Annotated in this window: 21 protein-coding genes and 1 riboswitch; of the genes, 10 read left to right on the forward strand and 11 right to left on the reverse strand. The window is 72.1% G+C overall.

Going from position 1 to position 24,342, the window contains the following annotated elements:
* Nucleotides 1-47: 47 nt before the first annotated feature.
* The 3 genes from GCN81_RS11340 (at nucleotide 48) to GCN81_RS11350 (ending at nucleotide 3,814) form a co-directional block, all read left to right on the forward strand.
* Nucleotides 48-1,376: a pectate lyase family protein gene (locus GCN81_RS11340; RefSeq protein ID WP_156724297.1), complete on the forward strand. Its 1,329-nt coding sequence runs from the start codon at nucleotides 48-50 to the stop codon at nucleotides 1,374-1,376.
* On the forward strand, nucleotides 1,373-2,533 hold the full coding sequence (locus tag GCN81_RS11345) for a pectinesterase family protein (RefSeq protein ID WP_156724299.1): 1,161 nt from the start codon (nucleotides 1,373-1,375) through the stop codon (nucleotides 2,531-2,533). Before GCN81_RS11340 ends, GCN81_RS11345 begins: the two co-directional genes overlap by 4 nt.
* Nucleotides 2,534-2,827: 294 nt before the next feature.
* A complete protein-coding gene (locus tag GCN81_RS11350; protein WP_197287570.1) occupies nucleotides 2,828-3,814 on the forward strand; it encodes an SCO1860 family LAETG-anchored protein in 987 nt (328 codons plus the stop codon).
* A gap of 60 nt (nucleotides 3,815-3,874) precedes the next feature.
* On the opposite strand, the gene cobC is transcribed toward GCN81_RS11350, so the two are convergent.
* The 9 genes from cobC to GCN81_RS11395 all read right to left on the reverse strand — a co-directional run bounded on the left by cobC (nucleotide 3,875) and on the right by GCN81_RS11395 (nucleotide 15,495).
* Nucleotides 3,875-5,383, reverse strand: a complete 1,509-nt coding sequence (gene cobC / locus GCN81_RS11355; RefSeq protein ID WP_231626634.1) for an Rv2231c family pyridoxal phosphate-dependent protein CobC — start codon at nucleotides 5,381-5,383, stop codon at nucleotides 3,875-3,877.
* The gene (locus GCN81_RS11360) at nucleotides 5,380-6,810 is read right to left on the reverse strand and encodes a cobyrinate a,c-diamide synthase (RefSeq protein ID WP_231626636.1); all 1,431 of its coding nucleotides are present in this window, start codon (nucleotides 6,808-6,810) and stop codon (nucleotides 5,380-5,382) included. The genes cobC and GCN81_RS11360 overlap by 4 nt, the downstream gene beginning before the upstream one ends.
* On the reverse strand, nucleotides 6,807-7,415 hold the full coding sequence (cobO, locus tag GCN81_RS11365; protein WP_156724303.1) for a cob(I)yrinic acid a,c-diamide adenosyltransferase: 609 nt from the start codon (nucleotides 7,413-7,415) through the stop codon (nucleotides 6,807-6,809). Before cobO ends, GCN81_RS11360 begins: the two co-directional genes overlap by 4 nt.
* A complete protein-coding gene (locus tag GCN81_RS11370; protein WP_156724305.1) occupies nucleotides 7,415-9,592 on the reverse strand; it encodes a putative cobaltochelatase in 2,178 nt (725 codons plus the stop codon). The genes cobO and GCN81_RS11370 overlap by 1 nt, the downstream gene beginning before the upstream one ends.
* A 76-nt stretch (nucleotides 9,593-9,668) precedes the next feature.
* Nucleotides 9,669-11,177 (reverse strand): cobyric acid synthase, encoded by a 1,509-nt coding sequence (locus GCN81_RS11375; protein WP_156724307.1) that lies wholly within the window; start codon nucleotides 11,175-11,177, stop codon nucleotides 9,669-9,671.
* A gap of 261 nt (nucleotides 11,178-11,438) precedes the next feature.
* On the reverse strand, nucleotides 11,439-12,437 hold the full coding sequence (locus GCN81_RS11380; RefSeq protein ID WP_156724309.1) for a cobalamin biosynthesis protein: 999 nt from the start codon (nucleotides 12,435-12,437) through the stop codon (nucleotides 11,439-11,441).
* Nucleotides 12,438-12,566: 129 nt separating this feature from the next.
* A riboswitch (cobalamin riboswitch) is annotated at nucleotides 12,567-12,770 on the reverse strand.
* Between the two features lie 218 nt (nucleotides 12,771-12,988).
* A complete protein-coding gene (locus GCN81_RS11385) occupies nucleotides 12,989-13,210 on the reverse strand; it encodes a hypothetical protein (RefSeq protein ID WP_156724311.1) in 222 nt (73 codons plus the stop codon).
* A gap of 55 nt (nucleotides 13,211-13,265) precedes the next feature.
* Entirely contained in the window at nucleotides 13,266-14,582 is a 1,317-nt protein-coding gene (locus GCN81_RS11390) for an inorganic phosphate transporter (RefSeq protein ID WP_156724313.1), read from the reverse strand.
* Nucleotides 14,583-14,760: 178 nt separating this feature from the next.
* A complete protein-coding gene (locus GCN81_RS11395) occupies nucleotides 14,761-15,495 on the reverse strand; it encodes a lysozyme (protein WP_156724315.1) in 735 nt (244 codons plus the stop codon).
* A gap of 130 nt (nucleotides 15,496-15,625) precedes the next feature.
* Between GCN81_RS11395 and GCN81_RS11400 the strand changes: the two genes are divergently transcribed.
* From GCN81_RS11400 to GCN81_RS11410, 3 genes are all read left to right on the forward strand, one after another.
* Nucleotides 15,626-16,369, forward strand: coding sequence for a class II aldolase/adducin family protein (locus GCN81_RS11400; protein WP_156724317.1), 744 nt, complete (start codon nucleotides 15,626-15,628; stop codon nucleotides 16,367-16,369).
* Nucleotides 16,370-16,436: 67 nt separating this feature from the next.
* The gene (locus GCN81_RS11405) at nucleotides 16,437-17,573 is read left to right on the forward strand and encodes an alpha/beta hydrolase family protein (RefSeq protein WP_156724319.1); all 1,137 of its coding nucleotides are present in this window, start codon (nucleotides 16,437-16,439) and stop codon (nucleotides 17,571-17,573) included.
* Between the two features lie 167 nt (nucleotides 17,574-17,740).
* Nucleotides 17,741-19,165 (forward strand): hypothetical protein, encoded by a 1,425-nt coding sequence (locus GCN81_RS11410; protein ID WP_197287571.1) that lies wholly within the window; start codon nucleotides 17,741-17,743, stop codon nucleotides 19,163-19,165.
* On the opposite strand, the gene GCN81_RS11415 is transcribed toward GCN81_RS11410, so the two are convergent.
* The gene (locus GCN81_RS11415) at nucleotides 19,162-19,563 is read right to left on the reverse strand and encodes a VOC family protein (protein ID WP_156724321.1); all 402 of its coding nucleotides are present in this window, start codon (nucleotides 19,561-19,563) and stop codon (nucleotides 19,162-19,164) included. The genes GCN81_RS11410 and GCN81_RS11415 overlap by 4 nt on opposite strands.
* Before the next feature lie 267 nt (nucleotides 19,564-19,830).
* Here GCN81_RS11415 and GCN81_RS11420 point away from each other — a divergent pair, with 267 nt between their 5' ends.
* The 3 genes from GCN81_RS11420 to GCN81_RS11430 all read left to right on the forward strand — a co-directional run bounded on the left by GCN81_RS11420 (nucleotide 19,831) and on the right by GCN81_RS11430 (nucleotide 22,889).
* Entirely contained in the window at nucleotides 19,831-21,429 is a 1,599-nt protein-coding gene (locus GCN81_RS11420; protein WP_156724322.1) for an ABC-F family ATP-binding cassette domain-containing protein, read from the forward strand.
* 324 nt (nucleotides 21,430-21,753) lie between these two features.
* Nucleotides 21,754-21,975 carry a helix-turn-helix domain-containing protein gene (locus GCN81_RS11425; RefSeq protein WP_197287572.1) on the forward strand — a complete coding sequence of 74 codons (222 nt, stop codon included), beginning with the start codon at nucleotides 21,754-21,756 and terminating at the stop codon, nucleotides 21,973-21,975.
* A 110-nt stretch (nucleotides 21,976-22,085) separates the two neighbouring features.
* Nucleotides 22,086-22,889 carry an enoyl-CoA hydratase/isomerase family protein gene (locus GCN81_RS11430; protein ID WP_156724326.1) on the forward strand — a complete coding sequence of 268 codons (804 nt, stop codon included), beginning with the start codon at nucleotides 22,086-22,088 and terminating at the stop codon, nucleotides 22,887-22,889.
* A gap of 71 nt (nucleotides 22,890-22,960) precedes the next feature.
* Here GCN81_RS11430 and GCN81_RS11435 read toward each other — a convergent pair whose 3' ends face one another.
* Nucleotides 22,961-23,734 carry a nucleopolyhedrovirus P10 family protein gene (locus tag GCN81_RS11435; RefSeq protein WP_156724328.1) on the reverse strand — a complete coding sequence of 258 codons (774 nt, stop codon included), beginning with the start codon at nucleotides 23,732-23,734 and terminating at the stop codon, nucleotides 22,961-22,963.
* Between the two features lie 107 nt (nucleotides 23,735-23,841).
* Between GCN81_RS11435 and GCN81_RS11440 the strand changes: the two genes are divergently transcribed.
* The gene (locus GCN81_RS11440; RefSeq protein ID WP_231626638.1) at nucleotides 23,842-24,339 is read left to right on the forward strand and encodes an Asp23/Gls24 family envelope stress response protein; all 498 of its coding nucleotides are present in this window, start codon (nucleotides 23,842-23,844) and stop codon (nucleotides 24,337-24,339) included.
* Nucleotides 24,340-24,342: the final 3 nt, after the last annotated feature.

The raw sequence follows: 24,342 nt of genomic DNA on the forward strand, positions 1-24,342 counted from the left end.
CACCCCGTTAGCCGTAGCACCTCGTTTCGTCACGAGAAGGAGCCGCAATGCATTTCCATAAGTGTCATGTACGCGTCGTATCGTTGATCGGCTGTGCCTCACTCGCCCTCGGCGCCCTGGCCGCCGCCCCCGCCTCAGCCTCGCCTTCGGCCAAGGGCAAGGACCCGGCCCGCCAGGTGCTCGCGGCCAACGACGGCTGGGCCGCCGCGGGTTCCGGCACCACCGGCGGCGCCGACGCCGACGCCTCACAGGTCCACACGGTCACCACCTGGGTCGAGTTCAAGGACGCGCTGGCCAAGGGAGGCGATGCCCCGAAGATCATCAAGGTGGTGGGCATGCTGGACGCCACGGCCACCGCGACGGCGTCCGGCTGCGCGGCCTTCGAGGCCGACGGCTACGACTTCGACCAGTACCTCGCCGACTACGACCCGGAAACCTGGGGCTACGAGAACCCCGTCAGCGGCGAACAGGAAGACCTGCGCGACGCATCAGCCAAGGTCCAGAGTGCCGCCATCAAGGCGTTCATCCCCTCCAACACCACCATCATCGGCGTCGGCAAGAAGGCGGGCATCACCGGCGCCAGCCTGCAGATCAAGGACGTCGACAACGTCATCCTGCGCAACCTCACCGTCGAGAGCGCGATCGACTGCTTCCCTCAGTGGGACCCCACGGACGGCTCGAAGGGCGCCTGGAACTCCGAGTACGACGCCGTGGTCGTCTACAACGCCACTCATGTCTGGCTCGACCACAACACGTTCACCGACGGCCGCTACCCCGACAGCGCGGCTCCCTCGTACTACGGCCAGCTCTACCAGCAGCACGACGGCCTGATCGACATCGTCCGCGGCGCCGACCTGGTCACCGTTTCCTGGAACGTCCTCAAGGACCACGACAAGACGATGCTGATCGGCAACAGTGACAGTGAGAAGGTCGCCGAGGGCGACCGCGGCAGGCTGCGCGTCACCCTCCACCACAACCTGTTCCAGGACCTCAACGAGCGGGCCCCGCGCGTCCGTTTCGGTCAGGTCGACTCGTACAACAACCACTTCGTCGCCACCCGGGGCAGCGTCTACGGCTACAGCTACGGCATCGGCAAGGAGTCGCGACTAGTCGCCGAGCACAACGCCTTCACACTCGCCGGGCACGTCGACCCCGCGCGGATTCTGAAAAAGTGGAAGGACTCCCCGCTCACCGCCGAGAACAACTACGTCAACGGCCGCAAGACCGACCTGATCGCCGTACACAACGCGGGCGTGCCCGACGAGCAGCTGACCGAGGGCGCGGGCTGGACCCCCGCACTGCGCACCCACGTCGACCACCCCGCCTGCCTGCCGAAGAAGGTCCGCAAGGGCGCCGGAGCGGGGAGGCTCAAGTGACCGACGCCCAGCTCTCCCGCCGCTCGCTGCTCCTTGCGGGCAGCGGCGCCACACTGGCCGCCGGACTGGGCCTCGGTCTGGCGAACTCCGCGCAAGCCCAAGCCCAAGCCGACGCCGACGCCAGCAGCCACCGCACCCCGCCGCGCCCCTTCGGCCGGTACGGGTCCCCCGCCGCCCGCCGCTCCCCGCTCACCCGGTACGTCCACCCGGGCGGACGCGGTGACTTCCGTACCGTCCAGGCCGCCGTGGACGCGGTGAACGCCGTGAACGGCACCGGGTACACGCTGGTCATCGCGCCCGGCACGTACCGCGAGACGGTGAGCATCGGCACCGCCCAGCAGGACCTCACGCTGATCGGCGCGAGCGAGAACCCGCGCGACACGGTCATCGTCTACGACAACGCCGCGGGCACCCCCCGGCCCGACGGCTCGGGACGCACCTACGGCACCACCGGATCGGCGACCGCCACCATCCGGCCTGACGGCTTCACGGCGCGCTGGATCACCTTCGCCAACGACTGGCTCCGCGCGGACCACCCCGAGATCACCGGCACCCAGGCGGTCGCCCTCAAGGTGATGGGGGATCGTTCGGCCTTCCACCACTGCCGGTTCCTCGGTCACCAGGACACGCTGTACGCGGACACCCGGGGCGCGGCCCTCGTCGCCCGGCAGTACTTCGCGCACTGCTACGTCGAGGGTGACGTGGACTTCGTCTTCGGGCGGGCGACGGCGGTGTTCGAGCACTGCCGTCTGCACACCCTGGACCGGGACGTCGGCTTCACCCCCAAGGGCATGGTCTTCGCCCCGTCCACAGCCCGCGCCACGCCCTACGGCTTCCTCGCCGTGCGCTGCCGGGTCACCTCCGGCGCACCGGACGGCGCGTACAAGCTGGCCCGCCCGTGGGCGCCGTCGTCGGACGCCAGCGCCTGGCCGTCGCTGGTCGTACGGGACTCGCTGCTGGGCGCGGGGATCGATGCCACGGCGCCGTACACCAACATGCGCGACGCGTACCCGTGGCAGGAGCAGCGCTTCGCCGAGTACGCCAACAAGGGGCCGGGCGCCCACATCCTCGTACCCGACAACCGTCCCCAACTGTCCTACGCCGGGGCGCGGGAGCACACCAGGAGGAGGTACCTCGGCGACTGGCAGCCGCGTTGACAGACCGTGACGCCGGAGCGCGGTAGCTCGTTAGCGTCCAATGCCGCGCTCCGGGTACGTCAACCGGCGTGTTCGGGTCACGTCGGCTGTTGGGGTGACGGAAGGGAACGAAGGTGCCGAAATATTCGAATGTCAGGGCGGAAACGCCCCGTTGGAGTGAACTGGCGCCGGGTTACTGACAGTTCACTCTCCGTGCGTAAAGATTCCCGCATCGACGCCGCCGTTGCCCGCGAGTCCCCGCGGGCGCGGAGGGCGCGACTTCTGTCGAAAGTCTCTTGTGGGGGTTCCACCACCTTGAACAGCAACGTCTTCCGCATGCCCGCACGCCGTCTCGCCACCATCGTGGCCGTGACGGCAGTCGCCGCAGGTCCCGCGGCCCTCGCCGGAGCCGTACCCGCCCATGCCACGGGCGACGGCGACGGCACCGCGAGCGCGGTCGTCCTCCGAGCCGGACTCGATGTCTCCCTGCTCAGCAAGACCGTCCACGTGCCGCTCAAGGCCTCGCTCAACGAGGTGCGGGCACCCCAGAGCGCCGAGAAGACGGCACTGACGGTACGTCTCGACGGCGTCGACAAGGGGCGCCCGATCAGCGTGTTGCGCGCCGACGTCGCTACCGCCAAGGCCACCGTCGACCGGCACCAGGCGGTGGGTCGGACCGACCTCGCGCGGGCCAAGGTGCAGGTGCCCGGGCTGCCGTTGCTCTCGCTGATCGAGGTGGAGAAGGTCACCTCGAAGGCGGTCTGCGAGGCGGGCAAGCAGCCGGTCGCCGAGTCCAACGTGCTGGGCGCGGTGACCGTGCTGGGCAAGAAGGTCACGCTCACCGCAGGCGGTACCACCGAAGTCAAGGTCCCCGGCGTCGGCGAGGTCCGGCTCGACCTGTCCAAGACCGAGACCACGTCCCGTACGGCCGCCGCCACCGCGCTGGAACTGAAAGTCGCCCTGAACCCGCTGAACCTGAACGTCGCTGAGGTGGAGGGCGTCATCACGCTGGCGGGCGCGACGTGCGCGTCACCCGCGGCGCCCAAGACGGAGCCCAGGACGGAGCCGAAGCCCGAGCAGCCCGTGTCCGACACGAAGCCGGACGACACGAAGCCGGACGACACCGAGGGCTCCAGCGACGCACGGCCTCAGTCATCCGCCGCACCCGTCGAGCCCACCGTCGAGCAGCAGGACCTCGCCGCGACCGGCGGCAGCTCCCAGACGCCGTACCTCGCGGGCGGGGCGGTCGCCCTGGTCGCCGCGGGCGGGCTGTTCCTGGCCCGGGGCCGCCGCCGCGGCTGACGCGCGCAGGGCCGCCTGCCTCGTCCCCCTCCGCTCAGGAGAGGCTCTGAGGCAGGCGGCTCACCGGCCGACCACGGTCAGAGCCCGGTCCAGCGCCCGCAGAAACCTTCCGGTCGTCGCCCGGTCGCGGACCGCGATCCGCAACCAGTCAGCGCCGAGCCCCGGAAACGTGTCCCCCCGGCGCACCGCGAACCCCAGCCCCCGCAACCGCTCCCGTACCTCGGCGGCATGACCCAGGCGTACGAGAACGAACGGCCCGGCCGCCGGACCCACCGCAGACACCTCGTCGAACTCCGCGAGCCCGGCGAGCAGCTGGGCCCGGTCCGCCGCGGTCCGCCGGGCCGCGTCCGCCGCTTCGGCCAGCGCGCGGGGCGTCATACACGCCTCGGCCGCCGCCAGCGCGGGCGAGGAGACCGGCCACAGCGGCTGGGCGCGCTCCAGCGCGGCGATCGTCTCCGGACCGGCCAGCACATAGCCGATCCGCAGCCCCGCCAGGCCCCAGGTCTTGGTGAGGCTGCGCAGCACCACCAGCCCCGGCAGATCCTGCCGCCCGGCCAGCGCCTCGACCTCACCCGGCACCGCGTCCATGAACGCCTCGTCGACCACCAACGTCCGCCCGGGACGGGCCAACGTGGCGATCAGACCGGCCGGGTGCAGTACGGACGTCGGGTTGGTCGGATTGCCGATCACCACCAGATCCGCGTCATCGGGCACGGCGGCCGGGTCGAGCCGGAAGCCGTCCGCCGCGTCCAGCAGCACCCGCGAGACGCGGTGTCCGGCGTCGCGTAGCGCCGCCTCGGGCTCCGTGAACTGTGGATGCACGACCACGGGGTGCCGCGCGTCCAGGGCGCGGGCGATGAGCACGAACGCCTCCGCCGCGCCCGACGTCAGCAGCACCCGCTCCACCGGCAGCCCGTGCCGGGCCGCCACGGCCGCCCGCGCCGCGCGCCCGTCGGGGTAGGCCGCGAGTCCGGTCAGTGACGCGGCGATGTGCTCGCGCAGCCAGCCGGGCGGGGTGCCCTCGCGGACGTTGACCGCGAGATCGGTCAACTCCGCGCCGCGCACCTCGGCGTCGCCGTGGTGGCGCAGATCATGGGTGTCAGCAGGCGTGTTCATGATGGGCTTCATGGGCGGCGGGGTGCTCCTGTCCGGGTGCGTGCCAGGCGGCGGGCGCCGCGCCACGGCGCAGGTGACGCTCGCGGTCCGGCCTTCGGGGGTGGACTTCCGCTTCGGCAGCAGGAGTTCGCCGCCGCCGACGAGGGCGGCGGCCTCGGCGACCGACAGCGTGCCGACGGCAGCCAGCGGCGCGTCGGACGGGTTCGGCACGACGACCCGGTCTAGCGCGTCGGCCGGGTACGTCAGCAGCGGAACGCCGAGCCGTGCGGCCGCCTCGACGAGCCCCGGCTCAGCGGCCTTCGCATCGACCGTCGCGAGCGCGCCGACGGCCTGCGGCGAGAGCCCCGCGTCCGCGAGGGCCTCCCGCACCAGCCCCTCGACCTCGTCGACCGAGACGCCCTGACGGGCCCCGACCCCGACCACCAGCTCCCCGACCACCAACTCCCCGCTCACACCCGCGCGTCCCTCTCCGCGCACCCCTCAGCGCCCTTCTCCGCGTCCCTCTCCGCGCATCTCTGCGCGAACCGGTGAGCGATGCCGGGCGACGCCGCCCAGTGCGTATGCAGATAGCTCGCGTGCACACCCCCCTGTACGAAGCCCTCCACGCGCCGCTCAGGCGTGTGCATCCCCCACGCCGGGCTCGGGCCCGCGCCGGGATCGATCACCGTACGGTGGAACTCGTGCCCCCGCAGCCGAGTGCCGTTCGCCGCCAGCACGCTGTCCGACACCGCGACCGCCTCCCGGTACCCGAGCGTCAGCCGCTCGGACATCCGCGCTTCGGCGTCCAGCACCCCGCACATCGGCTTCCCGTCCAGGGACCGCGTGAGATACAGCAGACCCGCGCACTCGGCGGCGATCGGCGCGCCGGAGCGTGCCAGCTCCGCCACGGCCTTGCGCAGCGGCTCGTTGGCGGACAGCTCGGGCGCGTACACCTCGGGGAACCCCCCGCCGATGACGAGCCCAGCCGTCCCCTCGGGCAACTCCTCGTCCCGCAGCGGGTCGAACGGCACCACCTCCGCACCGGCGGCGGCCAGCAGCTCGGCGTGCTCGGCGTAGGCGAAGGTGAAGGCGGGGCCGGAGGCGACGGCGACGACGGGGCGCGGACCAGCCGGTCCGACGCTGGCGCCACCCACGGCGGGGTCCCACAGCACGGTGTCGAGCCGCGGCGCGCCGCGCGCCAGCGCGAGCAGCGCGTCCAGGTCACATCCGGCCCGTACCTGCGCGGCCAACGAGCCTACGGAGTCAACGGCTTCCGCCCGCCGCTCGGCAACCGGCACCAGACCCAGGTGCCGTGAGGGAGTCGCCACCCGCTCAGCGCGCCGCAGCGCCCCCAGGACCGGCACCCCCGACTCGTCCAGCGCCGAGCGCAGCAGCTCCTCATGACGGGCCGACCCCACCTTGTTGAGGATCACCCCGCCGATCCGCACCTCGGGGTCCCAGGACGCGAAGCCGTGCACCAGCGCCGCCACCGACCGCGACTGCGACGACGCGTCGACCACCAGCACCACCGGCGCCCGCAGCAGCTTCGCCACCTGCGCGGTCGTGGCCAACTCGCCCTGCCCGCTGGCCCCGTCGAACATCCCCATCACGCCCTCGACCACGGCGAGGTCACAGCCCGCCGCTCCGTGCGCGAACAGCGGCGCGATCTGGTCCGTACCGCACATGTACGCGTCGAGGTTGCGCCCAGGGCGGCCGCACGCCAGCGCGTGGTACCCGGGGTCGATGTAGTCGGGCCCGACCTTGTGCGGCGACACGGCGAGCCCCGCCTCGGAGAACGCCGCCATCAGGCCCGTAGCCACGGTGGTCTTGCCGCTGCCCGACGAGGGCGCCGCGATGACCAGCCGGGGGATGTTCGCCGCGCTGTTGACCACGCTGTTCACCACTCGATGCCTCGCTGGCCCTTCTGGCCCGCGTCCATCGGGTGCTTGACCTTGGACATGTCCGTCACCAGGTCCGCGAAGTCCATCAACTGCTGCGGCGCGTTACGGCCGGTGATGATCACATGCTGGGTGCCTGGCCGGTCCCGCAGCACGGACACGACTTCCTCGGGGTCGATCCAGCCCCAGTGCATCGGGTAGGCGAACTCGTCGAGTACGTACAGCCGGTATGTCTCGGCGGCCAGGTCACGCTTGACCTGCTCCCAGCCCTCGCGGGCCTTCTCCTCGTTGCTGAGCTCCCCTTCGGCGGGGGCGCGCTGAATCCACGACCACCCCTCGCCCATCTTGTGCCAGTTGACGCTGCCGCCCTCACCGGAGGCGCCGAGTACCTTCAGCGCGTTCTCCTCGCCGACCTTCCACTTCGCGGACTTGACGAACTGGAACACCCCGATCGGCCACCCCTGGTTCCAGGCGCGCAGCGCGAGACCGAAGGCGGCCGTCGACTTGCCCTTGCCGATACCGGTGTGCACGAGGACCAGCGGGCGGTTGCGGCGCTGGCGGGTGGTGAGACCGTCCTGGGGCACGACGGCAGGCTGTCCTTGGGGCATCAGGCGGCGCTCCTTGTGCGTGGGGTATGTGAGGTACGGGGTGTGTCCTGCTGTACGTCTCTGACGAGTCCGGCGATCGACTCGGCGCGCAGTTCGTCGAGCGTGACGACGGGGCCGCCGAGGTCGCCCGCGAGCTGTGGGGCGAGTCCGAGGCGTACGACGCCCGACTCGCAGTCGACGACGACCGACGCGGTGCCTTCGGCGGCGTGCAGGCGGGCCGCGCGGCGTGCGAGCGCCAGCGGATCACCGGAGAGCCCGCCCGCGCCCGCTCCCGTACCCGTACTCGCGCCCGTCGCCCTGCCGTCTGTCACGACCACCATCAGCGGCCGCCGCGCGGGGTCCCGCAGCCGCTCGATCCGGAGCACTTCACGCGCCTTCAGCAGGCCCGCGGCCAGCGGCGTCCGCCCGCCTGTCGGCAGCAGCTCAAGCCGGGCCGCCGCGGCGTCGACCGACGACGTCGGGGGCAGCGCCACCTCCGCGTCCTTGCCGCGGAACGTCACCAGGCCCACCTTGTCCCGCCGTTGGTAGGCGTCCAGGAGCAGCGACAGCACGGCACCCTTCACCGCGCCCATCCGCTGCCTGGCCGCCATCGAGCCCGAGGCGTCCACCACGAACAGCACCAGATTGCCCTCGCGGCCCTCGCGCGCGGCCTGCCGCAGATCGTCCCGACGGACGACGAGGCCGCGCCCCACCCGCCCGCGCGCCCGCTGGTGCGGCGCGGCGGCCTGCACGGTGGCGGCCAGGTGCAGCTTGGTGAGCGCCCCTTGGGGGCGGTGCGCACCGGTCGTACGGCCGTGCTCGGTACGGGCCCGCGACCTGCGCCCGGCGGCGCCCGCGCCCATGCCGGGCACGCTGAGCAGCTTCGCGCGGAACGGCTCGGCGGCGGCTACGGGGGACTGCTGACCAGCACCGGATGGCACCTGAGCGTCGCCGGAGCCCTCGGACTCGGACTCGGCCCTGGGCTCGGCCTCGGGCCGCGTCGCGGGAGTGTCGGGCTGAGCCGGAGTCTCCTCCTGGGCCGGGGCTTCGCCCTGCGGCGGCACGTCGGGGCCACCTTGCGGCGACTGCCCGCCACCACCGGGACCGCCGCCACCGTCCGGGTCGTCGTCCCCGCCGTCCCCGTCGCTGTCGCTGGTGTTCCCGCCGTCGCCGTCACCCTGACCGGCGAACTCTTCCAGCGTCTCGTCCAGCTTGTCCTCGTCGAGCCCCGGCGCGTCGAACGGATTGCGGCGCCGCCGGTGCGGCAGCGCGAGCAGCGCCGCCTGCCGTACGTCCTCGGCCAGCACGTCACTACGCCCCGCCCAGGCGGCCAGCGCGGTGGCGGTACGGGCCATCACGATGTCCGCGCGCATTCCGTCGACCTCGAAGGCCGCGCAGGTCGCCGCGATCTGCCGGAGCGCGTCGTCCCCGAGACGCACCGAGGGCAGCAGCGCACGCGCCGCCACGACGCGCGCCCGCAGGGCGCCCTCCTCATCCGCCCAGCGAGCGGCGAAGGCGGCCGGGTCATCGTCGTACGCCAGCCGCCGCCGCACCACCTCGACGCGCTGGTCGGGCTCCCGCGACGCGGCGACCTCGACCGTCAGCCCGAACCGGTCGAGCAACTGCGGCCGCAGCTCGCCCTCTTCGGGGTTCATCGTGCCGACGAGGAGAAACCGTGAGGCATGCCGTACGGACACGCCCTCGCGCTCCACGTACGACGCGCCCATGGCGGCGGCGTCGAGCAGCAGGTCGACGAGGTGGTCGTGCAGCAGGTTGACCTCGTCGACGTACAGCACACCGCGGTGCGCGTCCGCCAACAGGCCAGGCTCGAAGGCCTTCACGCCTTCGGAGAGCGCCCGCTCGATGTCGAGCGCGCCGACGAGCCGGTCCTCGGACGCCCCGACGGGCAGCTCGACCATGCGCGCGGCCCGGGCGCCTTGCCCGCCCGCGGCCTCGTGCGGGCCGTCCGGGCACGCGGCGTCCGGGGCGGCCGGATCGCAGGAGAACCTGCACCCGGACACGACGGCGACTTCGGGCATCAGGGCGGAAAGCGCCCGTACGGCGGTGGACTTGGCGGTCCCCTTCTCACCACGTACGAGGACACCGCCCACGGCGGGCGACACGGCGTTGAGCAACAGCCCAAGCCGCAGGTCGTCCTGGCCGACGATGGCGGTAAAGGGATAGGGGGTACTACTCACGAAACAGCCTCCACCGGCGGTTGCGGACAAGCGGGGTCTGTCGGGACGGTCAGGGCGTGCGGGATGGTCGGGTCGGTCATGACGGCGCCCCGGGGGCGATGAACGGCAGACCGGACGGGGCGCCGGACTCGATCAGGCTGAGCAGCGCGCCGGTGTCGGCGTGCTCCTCGATGAGGTCGCCGAGCCGGTCGAGCTGCTCCTCGCGCAGCGCGGCGAACGACGTGTCGGGCGCGGGCACGAAGCGGCGCCCGGCGGCGGCCGCGACCGCGCGCAGGAAGGCGCGCCGGAAGCCGTCGCTCTCCAGCGAGCCGTGCCAGTGGGTGCCCCACACGGCTCCGACCCGGCAGCCGTCCAGGAAGGGCGCCCCACCGGTGACGTCGGCGACGCCATGATGGATCTCGTACCCCTCGACCCGTTCGCCCAGGGCCTCACCGACCGGCCTGGCTAGGGTCTTCTCGCGTGCGAACCGCACCCGGACCGGCAGCAGTCCCAGCCCGTCGACCGCGCCCGCGCGGGACTCGACCTCGTCCTCGATGTGCTCGCCGAGCACCTGGAAGCCACCGCAGATCCCCAGTACCGGACGGCCGTCGGCGGCCCGGCGCGCCAGCGCGTCCGCGAGGCCGCGCTCGCGGAGCCACGCCAGCGCTCGGACGGTCCCTCGGGTACCCGGTACCACCACCAGGTCGGCGTCGAGGAGTTCGTCGGGCCGGTCCACGAAGCGGACCACCACGCCTGGCTCGGCGGCCAGCGCGTCCACGTCGGTGAAGTTCGACATCAGCGGTACGGCGCACACGGCGACCCGTAGCACCTCGTCACCGACGGGCGGCGCCACCACCGACTCGCGGACCGCGCCGCGCAACGACACCCGCAGCCCGTCCTCCTCGTCGATGCCGAGGCCGTGCGCGAACGGCAGCACGCCGAGCGTCGGCCGCCCGGTGAGCCGCTGAAGCATCTCCAGACCGGGCTCGAGCAGCGACACGTCACCGCGGAACTTGTTGACCAGGTAACCGGCGACCAGGCCCTGGTCCTCGGCGCTGAGCAGCGCCGTCGTACCGAAGAAGGAGGCGAAGACCCCGCCGCGGTCGATGTCCCCGACCACGACCACCGGGAAGCGGGCGGCCCGTGCGATGCCCATGTTCACGATGTCGGTGCGCCGCAGGTTGATCTCGGCGGGACTGCCCGCGCCCTCGCAGATCACGGCGTCGTACGAGGCGCGCAGCTCCTCCAGGCACTCCCGCACGGTGTCGAACAGGGCCTCCTGGCGCCCCCCGTGGTAACCACGGGCGCTCATCTCCCCGACCGGCTTGCCCATCAGCACGACCTGGCTGGAGCGATCACCGCCGGGTTTGAGCAGGACGGGGTTCATCAGCGCGGTGGGTTCGACGCGAGCGGCCTGCGCCTGCATCGCCTGCGCTCGGCCGATCTCGGCGCCCTCGCGCGTGACGAACGAGTTCAGCGACATGTTCTGCGCCTTGAAGGGCGCGACGGACACCCCCTTGCGCGCCAACCACCGACAGATCCCGGCGGTCACCACACTCTTCCCGGCATCCGAGGTAGTGCCAGCGACCAACACCCCACCGCCCATGCGGCCTCCTCGCATCACCACACCCCTCCCAACGCTTCCGTACGCCCCCACTGACCCCAACCCACCAACGACCCCCATGGGCCACTCACCCGACTCCCGCCACTCCGCGGGCGGTCGAGCGGCGTGCCGCTGGCCGACACGCAGACGATCTGACCGCGTCCGACCTGCGGACCGCAGACCAGGGCGCGACCGCCCTGCCCGGCGCCGCACTGCAGACCAGGGCCCGGCCGCCCTGCCCGCCTTCGCACCGCCGTCGGTCGCTCACCTGGCCGCCGCCGCACCGCGTGTTGCCGCACCGCGCGTCGCCGACCGCACGCGGCCGCGCCGTAGCGCCGCCCCCGCAAGCCGTCCGGCGACGCTGACGCCCAGCGCTAGTGTGCTGACGCGCCGCGACAGTCGTACGGCGCGTTCGATGTCCGTGACCTCGACGGCCCGGCCCTCGGAGTTGAGTACCGGGCGGTGTTCGACTCGGCCGCCGTACGACAGGGTGCCGCCCAGGCGTACGCCCAGGGCCCCGGCGAACGAGGCCTCCACCGGGCCCGCGTTGGGGCTTGGGTGCTGGGCGGCGTCCGTGCGCCAGGCGCGGAGGGCGCCGCGCGGGTCGCCGCCCGCGATGACGCCCAGGGCCGCAGTCAGCCGGGCGCCCGGCCAGCCCGCGACGTCGTCGAGGCGGGCCGAAGCCCACCCGTACCGCCGGTACTTCGCCGACCGGTGCCCGACCATGGCGTCCAGCGTGTTCACGGCCCGGAACCCGACCAGGCCCGGCACCCCGCCGACCGCACCCCACACCAGCGCGCCCACCACCGCGTCCGAGGTGTTCTCGGCGACCGACTCGACGACGGCCCGCGCGATACCGGGACCGTCGAGCGCCTGCGGGTCGCGCCCGCACAGGTGCGGCAGCCGCTCCCGGGCGACGTCGAGGTCCCCGGCCTCCAGCGCTGAGGCGACGGCTCGGGCCTCGCGGCCGAGCGACGTACCGCCGAGCACGGCCCAGGTGGTGGCGGCGGTCAGCGCGACGGACGCCGCGGGGGAGGGGCGCAGGGCGCGCGAAGCCAGCGCGGCGGCGCCCAGGGCGCCACCGGCGCACACCGAGGTGTGCAGGGCACCCCAACCACGGTGGTCACGCCACAGCAGACGCTCGACAGCACCCGCCGCACGGCCGAACGCGGCGACCGGATGGCCGCGGCGCGGATCGCCGAGCAACAGATCGCCCAGCAGGCCCGCGGTGGCGCCGTACGCGAGAACACGATCGGCACGCATCACGAGTCAGCCGACCGATTCGCCTCGAAGGACCTCTGGAGTGCGGTGAGTACTCAGGCGAGTACTCAACAAAACTGGTGACGGGCAGCCCGGCATCGCGCGTTGTCCTCACTCAGGGTCCGCGCCCTGGTTCGACGGAAAACGGCGACGTGAGTCTCCTGGCTCCCGGATACGCGCAGCTCCCCCGGCCTTCCAATCCGCAGTCGCGGACCGTGACTTCCGGTGTTGGGGGAGAGCTCCCCGGTGACAGTGGCGGGACCGCGCCGGATTCGCACCGGCTTCCTCTCCTGCCGCCGTATATGGCTCCGGCAGTCCACCATGGGCCGTGAACGCCCGTCAACTCGTCGTTGACCTGCACGGGGACAGTGTTACGAGGACCACGTCGGGCGGCCATAGGGGCGCCAGCCAGCGCCATCGAGGGGGCGCCCTGGAGCGTGCGGGGGCGCACCGAAGCGGCGCCCCGGCGACCGTGGTGAGGTCGCGGGGCGCCGCTCGCGGAGTGCGCTGTCACCGTCAGGGGACGAACCGAACCGTCCCGTCAGATGACGCTCTCAGATGACGATCAGGGAGATGCCGTACGCCACCGCCGCCGCGCAGAGCGCGAAGCAGGCGTACGCACCCGTGCGTGCCAGCGTCGCGGTACCGCCTTGCGCGCTGGCCTCCTCCTGCTTGGAGAGGCCGATCATGCCCAGGGTGAACACGGCCACCAGGGAGACCGTCGCCACGAGGCTGACGCCGAAGACGGAGCCGAGGGCTGCCCAGTCGATGTCCATGCTGCTCTTCCTTGTCCTTAACTCGAACTCGGGCTCGGGCTCGAAGCCGCGCTCATCAGACCCGTGCGGGCCGGGCGGAGGGATCAGCCGCGGTGCTGGCCGCGGCCTCGGCCTCAGCCGCGGCCTCGGCCACTGCGGTCGGCGGCGGTATGACCGCGGCGATCGCGTTGGTCACGACACCCGCGGGCTCGTCGCCCGAGGCGGCGGAGGTACCAGAGTCAGCGGAGGCGCCGGCGTCAGCAGCGGCGTCAGAACCGCCCTCCTCGCCCTCCTCGACCTCGTTGACATTGGTGTGGTCGACGACCTGGCGGCGCGAGATGAACCAGATCGCGGCGCAGGAGGTGACGAGGAAGGTGACGACGACGGCGATGCCCCAGTCGCCCTGCCGGGCGACCAGCTCCGCCAGCGCGGCGACCAGGCCCGCGGCCGGGAGCGTCAGCCCCCAGGCGACGAACATCCGGGTCGCGGTCGACCAGCGGACCACGCCGCCCTTGCGGCCGAGGCCCGCGCCCATCACGGCACCCGAGCAGGAGTGCGTGGTCGACAGCGAGAAGCCGAGGTTCGACGACGACAGGATGACCGCGGCCGCGCTGGTCTGGGCGGCGAAGCCCTGCTGCGGCTGGAGGTCGGTGAGGCCCTTGCCCATGGTGCGGATGATGCGCCAGCCGCCCAGGTAGGTGCCGAGCGCGATCGCCAGGCCCGCGGACACGATGACCCACACCGGCGGGTTGGAACCGGGCGCGAGAGCGCCGCCCGCGACCAGCGCCAGCGTGATGATGCCCATCGTCTTCTGGGCGTCGTTGGTGCCGTGCGCCAGCGAGACCAGCCCCGCGGAGGCGATCTGGCCACCGCGGTAGCCCTTGGCCTGGGTCTTGTCGCCGATGTTCTTGCCCAGCTTGTACGTCAGGCGCGCGGCGAGCAGCGCGGCGACACCGGCCACCACTGGGGCGGCGATCGCCGGGATGAGCACCTTGGTGACGACGACCCCGCCGTTGACACCGCTGATGCCGACGGACGCGATGGTGGCGCCGATCAGACCGCCCATGAGGGCGTGCGAGGAGCTGGAGGGGAGACCGACCAGCCAGGTCAGCAGGTTCCACAGGATGGCACCGACAAGTGCCGCGAGGATGACTGCGGGTTGGATGCCGTCTTCTTGGACGAGTCCGCTGGAGATCGTCTTGGCGACCTCGACGGACAGGAACGCTCCGACCAGGTTCAGCACGGCGGACATCGCCACCGCTGCTTTGGGCTTCATCGCGCCGGTCGAGATGGTGGTCGCCATCGCGTTGGCGGTGTCGTGGAAACCGTTCGTGAAATCGAACACGAGAGCTGTCACGATCACAATCGCAAGCAGCAGCGTGATGTGTTCCATTTACCCAGGCAATCGTTTGATGTCAGTGGCTTGTGGAACGTAGGCAACCTGGATGAACGGAAGGTGAACTGAGGGGGGCTTCACGGTTTACCTACGAGGGGTTCGGTCATTCCGCTTACGTCGCGGGAGGCGGTTCTCGGTGCCTCGGGTCGCCCGGACCACCGGGATCGCTGGGTCGCTAGCCTCGGGCGAAGCTCCTCAGCTGGCTCGCGGAGCCGTTGAAGAGATTCTGATCACCTGGGAACGTTCCCTTGTCGCTGTACTGCCAGAAGGTCGGGTACGCCCACCCGGCGGGCAGCGGCCCCGGCGATGCCGCGTAGTTGGCCAGCCACAGGGCGTGGGTCGCGCCGAAGGCGCCGCTGTCGCCGGTACAGGTCTTCCACCAGTGCGTCGTCGTGTAGATCACCGGGTGGCGGCCGGTGAGCCGCCGCACCTCGCGACTGAACGACGTGACCCAGGCGACCATCTCCGGCTTGCTCAGCCCGTAGCACGTCTTCTGCCTGTCGTACGGGTTGTGCTCGATGTCGAGCGCGGGCGGCAGCGTCCAGCCGTCGGCCCGCCACTGGCCGCCGTTCCTGACGAAGTACGCGGCCTGCCTCGTGCCGGAGGACTTGTGCGGCAGGGCGAAGTGGTACGCGCCGCGGATCAGTCCCTGCCCGCGCGAGCCGTCGTACTGCTGACCGAAGTAGGGGTTCTTGTAGGTGTGCGACTCGGTCGCCTTCACGTAGACGAAGCGGGCGCCGTCGCGCTTCGCCCGCACCCAGTCGACGTCCTTCTGGTGCGAGGACACGTCAAGCCCCTGCGGCTTGGATACGGCGCTGACGGGGGCGGCGGGTGCGGCGGGTGCGGCGACGATGGCCGTGCCCGCGAGCGTGAGCGTGGCGGCCGCGACGGCGATCGCACGACGAACCATGGACCCCTCCGAAATGGTGACGCACCGCAACTGAAGCATCACGGAGAGATTAACGGAGGTTCCGCCGATTCCCCGCGCCCCATGCCGATCTCCGTACGTCGGTGCGCCTCCTGGCTGGCAGGATCGCCGCATGGGTGAGCAGACATCGAGACAGGCCGGGGAGCGCGCGGGGGAGCGGGCCGGGGAGCGCACAGGGGAGCAGGCCGGGGTCCCGGCGGAGAGCGCGCTCGCGCGGGCCTGGGCCGAGCTGGTGGCGACGGCCCGCAGAACGGCGACGGAGGGCCTGGTCGTCGGCACCTCGGGCAATGTCTCGGTACGGGTCGGGGACATCGTCCTGGTCACCCCGAGCGGGGTGCCGTACGACCGGCTGGCACCGCACGACGCGGTGGGCGTCGACCTGGACGGGCGGCGGATGCTGGGAGAACTGGCCCCGACCAGCGAACTGCCGCTGCACCTCGCGCTCTACCGGGCCACCTCCGCGCGCGCCGTCGTGCACACCCACGCGGTGCACGCCACCGCCGTGTCGACGCTGGTCCAGGAACTGCCGCCGATCCACTACATGACGATGGCCCTGGGCGGGCCCGTACGCGTCGCTCCGTACGCCCTCTACGGGACGGCCGAACTGGCCGAGAACATGCTCGCCGCACTCCGCGAGCGCACCGGATGCCTCCTGCGGAACCACGGAACCGTCACCTACGGTGACACCCTCGACCAGGCGTACGACCGTACGGCCCAGCTCGAGTGGATGTGCCGCCTCTGGCTCACCGCGACCTCCGTTCCGGGCCACACGCCGACACTCCTCACCCCGGACCAGCTCGCCGACGTGGAACGCCAGCTGCGCGGGTACGGGCAGCGCCCCGGACCGGCCCGCTGAGAGCCTGTCGAAACCTGTCGGCCGCGGCCCGCTGGCCGCCGACCGCCCGCGCCCCGACACTGGAACCGTGCGCCCTGCTAAAGCAACGGCCGCGGCCGTCTCCACTGTGTTCGGCGTCGGCGCGGCCCTGGTCGCGGTCGGCCGGTACGCCAGCGACATCGCCCTGAAGGCGCCCCCGGGGCGCCCGCTCCCCACCGAGCCCGCGCTGACCGTGCACGGCACCGGCCCCGACCGGGTCATCCTGACCCGCGCGCTGGCCGCGCTGCGCCCCGGCACCTACGGGCTGAGCGGCGACGGCTGCCACGCCGTGGTCGGGCCCGTCATCGACGGGGCGCCGCACCCCGCCGACACCGTGGTGCGCCGCCTGGACCGGGTCACCCACGGCATCCTGGAGCCCGGGGCGACGGTGTGGCTCACCCCGCAGGTCCACGTCGGCAATCCGCGTACCGCGCTTGGCCTGGAGCACGCGGACGTCGACATCCCGGGCGAACTTGGCGGGCTGCCCGCCTGGTTCGTGCCCGCGGCCCGCGACACCTGGGTGATCACGGTGCATGGCCTCGGCACCACCCGCGAGCACCCGATGGTCGTGATGGACTTCCTGCACCGCCAGCAGTTCCCGGTGCTCTCGCTCGCCTACCGGGGCGACCTCGGCGCCCCGCGCTCACCGGACGGGCTCGGCCACCTCGGCGAGACCGAGTGGCGTGACCTCGACGCGGCCATCCGCTACGCCGTGCGCTACGGCGCCGAGCGCGTCGTGCTGTACGGCTGGTCCACCGGCGCCGCGATGGCCCTGCACGCCGCCGCGGACCCGGCGTTGCGGGACCGGATCAGCGGCCTGGTCCTGGACTCCCCGGTACTTGACTGGGAGACCACTTTGCGGGCGATCGCCCGCGCCCGTGGAGTTCCGGCCGCGCTGCTGCCGCTCGCGGTCCGTGCGGCCCAGGGGCGCACCGGCCTCCGTGGCGACGGGCTCACCGGAACCATGGACCGCGCTGACCCCGCCGCGCTGGACGTTCCGGTTCTGCTGTTCCACGGTCCCGACGACGCCCTCGCCCCCTGGAGCCTTTCCCGTCGACTGGCTGCCCGTCGTCCCGACCTGGTCACCCTCCACACCGTCCACGATGCCCCACACGGCGCCGCGTGGAACGCCGCCCCCGCCCCCTACGAAGAGGCCCTACGCCGTTTCCTCACCCCCCTGACCTAGCCACCGCCCGCCGGACAGGCCGCAACCCCACCCTGGCCCGCCCGCCCCTCCGGAGTCCGCCTTCCGGCAGGCGATCTGCCGCCGAAGACGGTGGCGTGGCGCCGTACCGGAGTCCCGTGCAGGGGTTCCGTTTGGGCTTTCCAGGCCTCAACGGGAAGACTGCTCCCGTGACGTCCCGTACCCCGCGCGACTCCAGGCTCCGACTCGTCGGCCCCCGCACGCTCGCCACCGCCCCCCGGGCCGTGGCCGAGCGCCGCTCACAGCGCCCCGCGCCACGCCCACCCGAGGGCACACCCGCCCCCGCCGTACTGGCCCGGATGGCGCGCACGGGGCTCGCCCCGGCGGCCGCGATCGCCCGCTGGGCCGACGCCACGTCCCGTCACGGCACCTCGGTGCGCCCTCTCACCGGTGGCGCCCTGTCGGACGACGCCACGGAACAGGCCGCCGCCGACCTGGACCTGACGCCCGGACAGGCGCGCACCGACTGGGACACCGCACGGCTGGCCGGTCTCATCGAGGTACACGGCAGCACCGCCCGCCCTGGCTGGCGGCTGTCCGCCTGGGACCGCGACGACTCCGCCGTACTGCGCGGCTGGGTCGCGCTGTTCGACGCCTGGTCGCTGGTGCACCCGGCGCCCAGCGGACTTGACCCCGCCGCCGTCGCCGAAGTCGTCGAGGCCGTACCGCAGTTGCTCTCCTTCCTCCAGCTCTCCGCGGGCCCGGTACCGGTACCCCAGCTCCTGGACCTCCTCGACCAGCGCGTCACCGAACTCCGCGAGGAACGCTGCGAGATCCCCCACGACCCGCAGCCCGCGCCGCAGTCCACGCCGGACTCCGCCCCGCGATCCGACCAGGGGCCCCACTCTCCGACCACGCTGCCCCCACTGCTCGACTGGGCCCTCGGCGCGCTCGCCGACGTCGGCGCCCTGACCCTGAGCCCGGGGCAGGCAACCCTCACGCCGCTCGGCAGCTGGGCGGTCTGGGTCAAGCTGGAACAGATCATCGTCGCCGCCCAGAGCCCCGCCGGTAACATCGAGCAGTCCGCCGACGCCATGCTCCGCGGCTGCGCCCGCCTGCGACCGAACGCGGCCCGCGCCGAGTACCGCGCCTGGCTCGCCGCCCGTCCCGCCAAGAGCGCCGTCACCGAACTCCTGGACACCGCACGCGGCGACGACGCCCTGGTGCGCGGACTCGCCTTCGAGGCGCTGCGCGTGGTCGGCGCCCCCGCCGAGCCCGAGGTCCGCGCCGCGGCCGGCGAGACCCCGCTGCGCCCCTACGCCCTGATGTGGCTCGCCGAGCACGAGGGCGCCGACCCCGAGGACGTCCACACGGCCCTCACCCGCGACGAGGTCACCTGGCTCTGGGTGGACACCGCCGCGGCCGTGACCGACCACGGCGAGTCGGGACTTCTCGTACGCCACCTGGAATCAGCGGTTCAGCCCACCGTGCCCGCCCTGCTGCACGAGGTACGGGCCGTGGGTCACCCGCGCACCGTGCAGGTCCTGGTAGCCCTGGCCGCCGCACACCCCGACCCGGCCCTGGCCAAGGCCGTACGCCGCGCCGCCTTCCAGGTCCACACCGGCGGAGGCTAGGACCCAGTGAGCGGCGTGTACGTCCCGAAGCTCCACACGTTGCCCTCGACATCCCGGGCCATGTAGTCCCGCGCGCCGTAGTCCTGGTCCGTCGGGGGCATCAGGATCTCCGCGCCCTGCTCCACGGCGTGCTGGTGGTGCGCGTCCACGTCGTCGACGTGGACGAAGACGCCGGTCGTGCCAGCGTCCGCCATCGCCTTGGCGTACACCCCCTCACGCCCCTTCGAGCCCAGCATCACCACGCCGTTCCCGAACGACAGCTCGGCGTGCTCGACGACGCCGTCCTCGCTCTCGTACACAGCGGTCTCCGTGAAGCCGAACGCCTTGGTGAGCTGGCGAATCGCTGCCTTGGCGTCCGCGTACAGCACGGTCGGACAGATGGTCGGTGACTGTGACATGACGATCGCTCCTCCTCGGATACCGCGGATTCCACGCCTGCACGCGGCGCGGAATGTGACCTGCTCCACAGTCTGGCACCGGGGTCTGACAACGCCCGTCGGCGCCCAGTCGGCGGCCAGTCGGCACGCAGTCGGCACCCACCCGGAAAAAGGGGTTGCGACTGCCCGGTAGAATCGCCGTATGGCCATTCTCCTTGTGCATTAGACGGCGCTGACCGCCCGCCCGTCGCCGTCCGCCGTCCTACATCCCGCCCTGGAGTTTTGTCCATGATCACCGCCACCGGCATCGAGCTGCGCGCCGGCGCCCGCGTCCTTATCGACAACGCCTCGTTCCGCGTCGCCAAGGGCGACCGCATCGGACTCGTCGGCCGTAACGGCGCCGGCAAGACCACCCTCACCAAATGCCTCGCTGGCGAGGGCACCCCCGCGGGGGGCTCCATCAGCCGCGCCAGTGACGTCGGCTACCTGCCGCAGGACCCGCGTACCGGCGACCTCGACGTACTCGCCCGCGACCGTGTGCTGTCCGCCCGCGGCCTCGACGAGCTGCTGCGCAAGATGCGCGAGAACGAAGAGCGTATGGCGAACGGCAAGGGTGCCACGCGCGAGAAGGCGATGAAGCGCTACGAGCGCCTGGAGACCGAGTTCCTCACCAAGGGCGGGTACGCGGCCGAGGCCGAGGCCGCCACCATCGCCGCCGCCCTGAAGCTCCCCGACCGGGTGCTCGGTCAGCCGCTGCACACCCTGTCCGGCGGTCAGCGCCGCCGTGTCGAGCTGGCCCGCATCCTGTTCTCGGACGCGGACATCATGCTGCTCGACGAGCCCACGAACCACCTGGACGCCGACTCGATCGTCTGGCTCCGGGACTACCTGAAGACGTTCCATGGCGGCTTCATCGTGATCTCCCACGACGTCGAACTGGTCGAGACGGTCGTCAACAAGGTGTTCTACCTGGACGCCAACCGCTCAGTGATCGACGTCTACAACATGGGCTGGAAGCTCTACCAGCAGCAGCGCGAGGCGGACGAGAAGCGCCGCAAGCGCGAGCGGCAGAACGCCGAGAAGAAGGCCTCGGCGCTCAACTCGCAGGCCGACAAGATGCGCGCCAAGGCCACCAAGACGGTCGCCGCGCAGAACATGGCCCGTCGCGCCGAGCGGCTCCTCGCGGGCCTGGAGGACGTCCGGCAGGCCGACAAGGTCGCCAAGCTCCGCTTCCCTGATCCCGCCCCGTGTGGCAAGACCCCGCTCACCGCCGAGGGTCTGTCCAAGTCGTACGGCTCGCTGGAGATCTTCACGGACGTCGACCTGGCCATCGACAAGGGCTCACGCGTGGTCATCCTCGGTCTGAACGGCGCGGGCAAGACCACCCTGCTGCGCCTGCTGGGCGGCGCCGAGAAGCCGGACACGGGTGAGGTCACCCCGGGCCACGGCCTGAAGCTCGGCTACTACGCGCAGGAGCACGAGACCCTGGACCCCAGCCGCACGGTCCTGGAGAACATGCGCTCGGCGGCGCCCGACCTCGACCTCGTCGAGGTACGCAAGACGCTCGGCTCGTTCCTGTTCTCCGGCGACGACGTGGACAAGCCCGCGGGTGTGCTCTCTGGCGGTGAGAAGACCCGGCTCGCGCTCGCGACGCTCGTCGTCTCCTCGGCCAACGTCCTGCTGCTCGACGAGCCCACCAACAACCTCGACCCAGCCAGCCGCGAGGAGATCCTCGGCGCGCTGCGTACGTACAAGGGCGCGGTCGTCCTCGTCACCCACGACGAGGGCGCGGTCGAGGCGCTGCAGCCGGAGCGGGTCATCCTGCTGCCGGACGGTGTCGAGGACCTGTGGGGCGCGGACTACGCGGATCTCGTCGCGCTGGCGTGATCAACCGCGTATGGATCATTCGGCTTACCCGTGATCCTTCATCTGGGTGAGTGTGCCTCGTACCCCGGTGTGTCGTACAGGCAATCCGCCGCTGCACAGCGTGCGCGGCCTTGATCGCGCACGCCCCCCTCGCTGACCAGGCTGTTCGCGCACAAGGCTGGTCAGCTCCGGGCGCGGAACTGAGCGGAATTATTCCTTCCACTCGTGACGGCGGGCCCGGTCGCGGCAAACCCACTCACACGGACCTTGTCGAATGGGTGGCCAGGAAGCCCAAGAGGGGTGATCATGAGAAGTCCAGAGCGCACTTCCCATGAGGAGGCACGGGTGGCCGAGACTCTGAAGAAGGGCAGCCGGGTAACCGGAGCCGCGCGCGACAAGCTCGCGGCAGACCTGAAGAAAAAGTACGACGCCGGTGCGAGCATCCGGGCACTGGCTGAAGAAACCGGTCGCTCCTATGGATTCGTGCACCGGATGCTCACCGAGTCCGGAATCCAGCTGCGAGGACGCGGCGGGGCGACGCGCGGCAAGAAGGCCACCTCGGCCTGACGGCAGCGCACCGTCTCCGGTGGTGGTGGCCACCCGGTCGGTCGGGTGATCGACCGGGTGGTTACTGTGCAGTCACTTAACTGTCGCTGCAGTCCCATCGGAGGCTCCCCATGGCTTCGCTCGACCCCGACCTCGTAGCTGTACTCGACAAGGACGGCGTACGGCTCACCGTCGATGACTCCATCGCCACGGTGACGCTGGCCAACCCCACCAAGCGCAACGCTCAAAGTCCTGCACTCTGGCGGGCGTTGGCTGAGGCGGGCAGGTCACTGCCGGGCAGCGTCCGCGTCGTGGTGCTGCGAGGTGAGGGCAAGTCCTTCTCCGCGGGGCTCGACCGACAGGCGTTCACGCCCGAGGGCTTCGAGGGCGAGCCGTCCTTCATCGACCTGGCGCGTGGCGGCGACGACGCGCTCGACTCCACCATCGCCGAGTACCAGGAGGCGTTCACCTGGTGGCGGCGCAGTGACCTCGTCTCCATCGCCGCGGTGCAGGGGCATGCGATCGGCGCGGGCTTCCAGCTCGCGCTCGCCTGCGATCTGCGCGTGGTCGCGGACGACGTGCAGTTTGCGATGCGCGAGACCAGCCTGGGCCTGGTCCCTGACCTCACCGGCACCCACCCCTTGGTGAACCTGGTGGGCTACGCCAGGGCCCTGGAGATCTGCGCGACCGGCCGCTTCGTGCACGCCGACGAGGCCGAGCGGATCGGCCTGGCCAACCTCGTCGTCCCCGGCGCGGATCTGGACGCCTCGGTGCGCGACCTCACCGCCGCGCTGCTCGCCGCGCCGCGCGACGCGACGATCGAGACGAAGGCGCTGCTCCAGGGCGCGACCGCGCGCTCCTACGAGGACCAGCGCGTCGCCGAACGCGCCGCCCAGGCCCGCCGCCTGCGCGACCTGGCGGGCCTCGACGACTGAGAGCCTGTGTCGGGCCTGTGTCGGGCCTGTGACGCCACGCGGACCACACAGCCGCCGTCGCGGCGATCCGGTCAGGAGGACCGGTCGACCGCTGTGACCAGCACGCTCACCGTTGGGTGGTCCGCGAAGGCGTCCGTGACTGACCGGCGTACGGCGCGCGCCACATCCACCGCCCGGTGGCCCGAGACGACCGCCAGCTCGATACGCACATGGCGGCCCGGAACCGCCGCGGCTCCCCGCGGCGCGGCCCGCCCGGTGATGTGCACCGCCCGGCCAAGCCCGCCCAGCGCCCCCGTCAGCCGGGCCACCCCCGCCGCCGCCTCGGCCGCGGTCGCCGCCCGTGCCTCGTCGCCCTCGCCCACCAGCGCCGCGGCCGCCGCCGTCGGGTCCGTTTCGCCCGGCGGTGACGGGGCGTCGTCCCGCCCGGCCGGGTCCGCGTCGGACGCGGCCCCGTCCAGCAGCCCTGTCACCCGCAGGTCCACCACACCGACCAGCAAGCCCAGCCGCACCTCCGCCGCCTCGGCCAGAGCCGCCCGCAACCGATCCGCCGCCACCCGAAGCGGCTCACCCGACGTGGCCGCGAACTCCGCCGACACCCGCAGCGGCCCAGGCGGCAGCGCGCTCGGCGGAGGCGGTACGGCGGGCTCCGCCACATCGGCCGGATCGGCCAGCGCCAGCCGGAGCCGCTCCACCCGAACGCCGGATGTGTCCGCCGCAGCCCCGCGCAGCACCCCGGCCGCCGCGCGCTCTGTGATCCAGGCACCGTCCGACGCGCCGCCCAGCGCCAGCAGTCGGCCAAGGCCGAGTTGGTCACGTACCGCCTGAGCCCACCCGTCAGCCGTCATTTCACCAGCCTGCCGCATCCCCAGCGCGAATTGGGGCATTCACACCTAGTGTGGGCTCAAGGAGCGGACCTGACCTGACCGGACCCGTATCGATGGGGATGAACGCGATGGGTGACACCGTAGAGCGCAGCACCGCAGAAGCCACGGAGAAGGATCTGCAGGGCCGGAGCACCGAGCGAGCCTCGCGCACCGGACCGACCAAGCGAGGCGGCGGCGATCCCGCGGCCCGAGGGCGTACCACCATCGCCGACGGCGTCGTGGAGAAGATCGCCGGGATGGCCGCGCGCGACGTGGACGGCGTACACGCGATGGGCAGCGGCATCTCCCGCACCTTCGGCGCCGTACGCGACCGTGTCCCCGGCGGCACCAAATCCGTGTCCCGGGGCGTGAAGGTCGAGGTGGGTGAGGTTCAGACAGCGCTCGACCTGGAGATCGTCGTCGAGTACGGCGTCTCGATCGTCGATGTGGCGAGCGCCGTACGGGAGAACGTCATCGCGGCCGTCGAGCGCATGACGGGACTTGAGGTCGTCGAGGTCAACATCGCGGTGGGCGACGTCAAGCTGCCCGACGAGGAAGAGGACGAGCCGGAGCAACGGCTCCAGTGAGGA

Origin of the sequence: Streptomyces apocyni (assembly GCF_009739465.1) — a bacterium.
GTDB lineage: Bacteria > Actinomycetota > Actinomycetes > Streptomycetales > Streptomycetaceae > Streptomyces > Streptomyces apocyni.

Bases quoted from the DNA above. Each gene is read 5' to 3' on its own strand.
- GCN81_RS11340 (WP_156724297.1), top strand. From the start codon at position 48: ATGCATTTCCATAAGTGTCATGTACGCGTCGTATCGTTGATCGGCTGT.
- cobO (WP_156724303.1), bottom strand. From the start codon at position 7,415: ATGCCCCAAGGACAGCCTGCCGTCGTGCCCCAGGACGGTCTCACCACC.
- GCN81_RS11375 (WP_156724307.1), bottom strand. From the start codon at position 11,177: ATGGGCGGTGGGGTGTTGGTCGCTGGCACTACCTCGGATGCCGGGAAG.
- GCN81_RS11380 (WP_156724309.1), bottom strand. From the start codon at position 12,437: ATGCGTGCCGATCGTGTTCTCGCGTACGGCGCCACCGCGGGCCTGCTG.
- GCN81_RS11385 (WP_156724311.1), bottom strand. From the start codon at position 13,210: ATGGACATCGACTGGGCAGCCCTCGGCTCCGTCTTCGGCGTCAGCCTC.
- GCN81_RS11390 (WP_156724313.1), bottom strand. From the start codon at position 14,582: ATGGAACACATCACGCTGCTGCTTGCGATTGTGATCGTGACAGCTCTC.
- GCN81_RS11395 (WP_156724315.1), bottom strand. From the start codon at position 15,495: ATGGTTCGTCGTGCGATCGCCGTCGCGGCCGCCACGCTCACGCTCGCG.
- GCN81_RS11400 (WP_156724317.1), top strand. From the start codon at position 15,626: ATGGGTGAGCAGACATCGAGACAGGCCGGGGAGCGCGCGGGGGAGCGG.
- GCN81_RS11415 (WP_156724321.1), bottom strand. From the start codon at position 19,563: ATGTCACAGTCACCGACCATCTGTCCGACCGTGCTGTACGCGGACGCC.
- GCN81_RS11420 (WP_156724322.1), top strand. From the start codon at position 19,831: ATGATCACCGCCACCGGCATCGAGCTGCGCGCCGGCGCCCGCGTCCTT.
- GCN81_RS11430 (WP_156724326.1), top strand. From the start codon at position 22,086: ATGGCTTCGCTCGACCCCGACCTCGTAGCTGTACTCGACAAGGACGGC.
- GCN81_RS11435 (WP_156724328.1), bottom strand. From the start codon at position 23,734: ATGACGGCTGACGGGTGGGCTCAGGCGGTACGTGACCAACTCGGCCTT.
- GCN81_RS11440 (WP_231626638.1), top strand. From the start codon at position 23,842: ATGGGTGACACCGTAGAGCGCAGCACCGCAGAAGCCACGGAGAAGGAT.